The following is a 4,323-nucleotide window of genomic DNA, read 5'->3' on the forward strand; positions in this document are numbered from 1 at the left end:
AGCACTTCTGCCGACTCGGCACGTCTCAGAGCAGCACTTCTGCCGACTCGGCACGTCTCAGAGCAGCGCTTCTGCCGACTCGGCAGGTCTCAGACCAGCACTAGCGCCGACTCGGCAGGTCTGAGACCCGCACTTCTGCCGACTCGGCGATGGGGGAAGAGGCGGAGGTGGGTCGGTCTCATCCAGACCGCGTCGGGGAGATCGGTGGACGGCGAGGCGGGCAGATCGGGGCGCGAGGCGTAGCCGAGGTAGCCGAACCACTGGCCGCCCTCCGCCGCTGAGGCGGCCAGGACGTCGAAGATGTCGTCGCCGACGACCTCGGAGCGGCCGGACCGGTGACGGGTGACCTCCCGCCGGGCGGCGGAGTAGGTGAGCGAGACGTCGTCGTCGTCGAGCCAGCCGAGCAGCGAGGTGCCGCGCGACCAGTTGCGGGCGCCGCCGCCGTCGAGCCACACCACCCGCGCGTGGGAGCGCGCCACCTCGGCGAAGACGGACTCCACCTCGCCTTGTGAAGGATTCGTGGTGTCAGAGCACCACGAATCCTTCACAAGGCGCTCCCGAGGAAGTTGGCGATCAGCCTCTCACCGTGCTCGGACAGGATCGACTCGGGGTGGAACTGGACGCCCTCGATCGGCAGCGAGGTGTGTCGCACCCCCATCACCACGCCGTCGGTCCACGCGGTGGCCACCACCGCGTCGGGCAGCGCGGTGGCGACGAGCGAGTGATAGCGCACCGCCGCGAAGCCCGGCGGCAGCCCGGCGAACACCCCGCGGCCGGCGTGCTCGATTCGCGCCACCTCGCCGTGGGCAGGCATCCCGCGCGCGACGGTGCCGCCGAAGCGCGTCACGATCCCCTGCATCCCCAGGCAGACGCCGAGCACGGGCCTGCCCAGGTCCAGTACCGACCAGTCGTACTCCTCGGGGTGCCCCGGCCCGGGCGAGAGCACCACATGGGAGTACGACGACAGCTCGGCACCGGCGGCGTGGTTGACCACGTCCGGCAGCGAGCCGGTCACCGTGGCGATCAGGTGGACCAGGTTCCAGGTGTAGGAGTCGTCGTGGTCCACCACCACCACGCGCTCGCTAACTGGTGGCATCTGCCACGCCGAAGCGTCGAAGGAGCGCCATCTGCCACCAGTTAGTCCAGCAGGAGCCGGGAGACCAGGGTGTGGAGGAGGTCGTAGCCGTGCTCGGAGAGGATCGACTCGGCGTGGAACTGGACGCCCTCGTAGTGCGGTCCGTGCAGCGCGTGGATGTCGCCGGAGTCTGGGTCGGCGTCGACGGTGACGCCCTCGGGCAGGTCGTCGGCGCGGCCGACGAAGGTGTTGTAGAAGCCCACCCGCTCGGTGCGGCCGAGGAACCGGATCGGCGACTGGGTGCCCTGGAAGACGATGTCCTTGTAGAACAGCGGGATGCCGAGCTGGTGGCACAGCGTCTGGTGGCCGAGGCAGACCGCCAGGAACGGCCGGGAGGTCGCCAGCAGCGAGGAGACGGCGGCCCGCAGGTTGGCCATCTTCGGGTCGGCGTCGTCGCGCGGGTCGCCGGGACCCGGGCCGACGATGACCAGGTCGTAGCCGTCGAGGCAGCCCTCGACGTAGTCCTCGTGGCGCACCACCGCAGACGGCATCCCGAAGACGCGCAGCACGTGGCGCAGCATCTTCACGAAGTCGTCCTCGCCGTCGAGGATGACCACCGACTTGCCGGCCAGCCGGGGGTCCGGGTCGCTGTCGGCCTGGTCGGTGAGCCAGAACGACGACAGCCGGCGGTTGCGGCGGTTGAGCTCGAGCAGCACGTCCTCGTCGGCGACCACCTCGGCGACGCCCAGCCCGGACGCGGCCGGGGCGGGCGGCACCAGGCCGAAGGCACCCAGGATGCCGCCGGCCTTGGCGTGCGTCTCGGCGACCTCGTAGGCCGGGTCGCTGTCGCGCACCAGGGTCGCGCCGGCGGTCACCTTCAGCTCGCCGGAGACCGACACGTCGGCCGCCCGGATCACGATGGGGCTGTCGACCACCGGGGCGCCGGTCGCGTCGCGCCCGAGGATCGCCAGCGCGGCGCCGTAGTAGCCACGGCCCTCGGACTCGTACTCCTTGATCAGTCGGCAGGCGTTCTCGACCGGCGAGCCGGTCACCGTGGCGGCGTACATGGTGTCCCGCAGCACCTCGCGGGGGTCGCGGTCGGTCTGCCCGGCGAGGAGGTATTCGGTGTGGATCAGCCGTGACATCGGCTTGAGGAACGGGCCGAGCACGGTGCCGCCGCCGCTGCAGATGTCGCACATCATCTTCAGCTCCTCGTCGACGACCATGAAGAGCTCGTAGATCTCCTTCTCGTCGCGCAGGAAGTCGAGCAGCCGCGGCTTGAGCTCGGCGACGGCGGCCTCGGTGGTCTCGGCGGCCAGCGCGGGGAGCCGGAAGGTGCCCGAGATCGGGTTCATCCGGACGTTGCCGTCGACCAGGGAGAGGTGGCGCTCGGGCGAGGCGCCGATGAGGTAGCGGTCGCCGGTGAAGAAGCAGAAGGTCCAGTAGGCGCCGCGCTCGCGCTCCAGCAGCCGGCGGTAGACGGTCAGCGCCTTCTCGGTGCTCCAATCGGCGACCACGGCGCGGTAGTGCCGGCCGATGACCAGGTTGGCGCCCTCGCCCTGACCGACCTCGTCGTTGATGATCGCCTCGACGACCTTCTCGTAGTCGGCGTCGGAGGTCTCGAACCCGCCTCGGTCGCGGAACTCGATCTCGCCCACCGGCAGCGCCTCGACGACCGAGGCGACGGAGAGCTCGAACTCGGTCTCGATGTCGACGACGACCAGCGGAGTGCCGTCGTCGTGCGCCTCGAAGCCGCGCTCGCGGACCTGGCGGAAGGGCACCGCGACCAGCCGGTCGGCGACGTGGCTGTCGGCGGGGGCGCCGGTCTCCAGCGGGATGTCGAGCAGCGACTCGGCGACCCAGCGGCGGCCGCCGACCGCCCCGATGGTGTCCCGGTCGCCGCTCCGGGTGGAGCGCCTGATCAGGGCCCACGCCTCGTGCTCGCAGATCGCGTCGATCGCGGCCTGGGCATCCGGGAAGAGCGTGGTCATGGGGCAAGGCTAGACGGTATGACGTGACCCCCTCGCGGTGATGGGGGTTGCGGGCCGGGGCCTCACTCACAAGATTCGTGGGTTGCCGGACAAGAAGTCCCTTGCCCGGCCTATCCGACATTGTGGGAGGCCCCGGTGTTCACTGAGCGTACGAGTGTTGGGCTCGACGTGCACGCAAGGTCGGTCGCGGCAGCAGCGATCGACGGCGTCACGGGCGAGCTGTTCCAGACCACGTTGACCCCGTCGTATGACCATGTCCGGTCCTGGCTGAGGGGTTTGCCAGGCCCGGTCGCGGTGGCCTATGAGGCCGGCCCGACCGGGTTCGGGCTGTACCGGCATCTGAGCGCGGCAGGGATCCGGTGTGAGGTCATCGCACCGTCCAAGCTGCAGCGGCCGGCCGGTGACCGGGTCAAGACCGACGCCAAGGACGCGGTCCACCTCGCACGGCTGCTGCGGATCGACGAGATCACCCCGGTCGCGGTTCCGTCAGTGGATCAGGAAGCGGCCCGTGATCTGGTCCGGGCGCGTGAGGACGCTCGTGGTGACCTGATGCGTGCCAGGCACCGGCTCTCCAAGCTCCTGCTGCGCCACGGCATCGTCTACTACGACGGGAACCCGTGGACCGGCAGACACGACCGCTGGCTACGCACCGAAGCACTGCCCCAGCTCACCACCACCGCGACCCGGTTGAGGTTCGACTCCGACTACGACGCGGTACTCACGGTGACCGCTCGCAGGGACCGTCTCGACGAGCAGATCGCAGCGATGGCCGCCGATTCAGAGCTCACCCCGATCGTGCGCAGGCTCGGCTGCCTGCGCGGGATCGGCACCCTGACCGGGTTCGCACTCGCTGTCGAGATCGGTGACTGGCACCGGTTCACCGGCAACTCGATCGGCTCGTTCGTCGGGCTGGTCCCCTCCGAGCAGTCCTCAGGGGCCTCACGCTCCCAGGGACCGATCACCAAGGCCGGCAACACTCACGCCCGCAGACTGCTCGTCGAGGCCGCCTGGCACCACCGGCCCCGCTACACCATCGGCGCCACCATGCGCGCCCGCTGGGACCTCGCACCCGCCGCCGCCCGAGCACGGGGCGATGAGGGCAACCGGCGTCTGCACCAACGCTGGGTCAAGTTGAACCGCCCTGGGCGAGTCGGAGGGTCTGAAGAGACCCACGGAAGGAAGATCGGCTCGTGCCTGCAGCGAGGAAGTATGACGAGGAGACGATGGCCAGGGCGGTGCGGATGTACCGCGACCGGA

Annotated in this window: 4 protein-coding genes; 1 reads left to right on the forward strand and 3 read right to left on the reverse strand. The window is 70.1% G+C overall.

The window, feature by feature from the left end:
* Positions 1 to 89 precede the first annotated feature (89 nt).
* Genes QM595_RS07680 through QM595_RS07690 form a run of 3 tightly spaced genes read right to left on the reverse strand, consistent with a single transcriptional unit; the run spans position 90 to position 3,066 of the window.
* Positions 90 to 500, reverse strand: coding sequence for a hypothetical protein (locus QM595_RS07680; RefSeq protein WP_415170953.1), 411 nt, complete (start codon positions 498 to 500; stop codon positions 90 to 92).
* A gap of 44 nt (positions 501 to 544) precedes the next feature.
* Complete coding sequence (locus QM595_RS07685) at positions 545 to 1,096, reverse strand: anthranilate synthase component II (protein ID WP_415170954.1); 552 nt, start codon at positions 1,094 to 1,096, stop codon at positions 545 to 547.
* 41 nt (positions 1,097 to 1,137) lie between these two features.
* The gene (locus tag QM595_RS07690) at positions 1,138 to 3,066 is read right to left on the reverse strand and encodes an anthranilate synthase family protein (RefSeq protein ID WP_415170955.1); all 1,929 of its coding nucleotides are present in this window, start codon (positions 3,064 to 3,066) and stop codon (positions 1,138 to 1,140) included.
* 135 nt (positions 3,067 to 3,201) lie between these two features.
* Between QM595_RS07690 and QM595_RS07695 the strand changes: the two genes are divergently transcribed.
* On the forward strand, positions 3,202 to 4,323 hold a 1,122-nt coding region (locus QM595_RS07695), incomplete at its 3' end, for an IS110 family transposase (protein ID WP_415170956.1).

This window comes from Nocardioides sp., from assembly GCF_047607185.1.
GTDB lineage: Bacteria > Actinomycetota > Actinomycetes > Propionibacteriales > Nocardioidaceae > Nocardioides.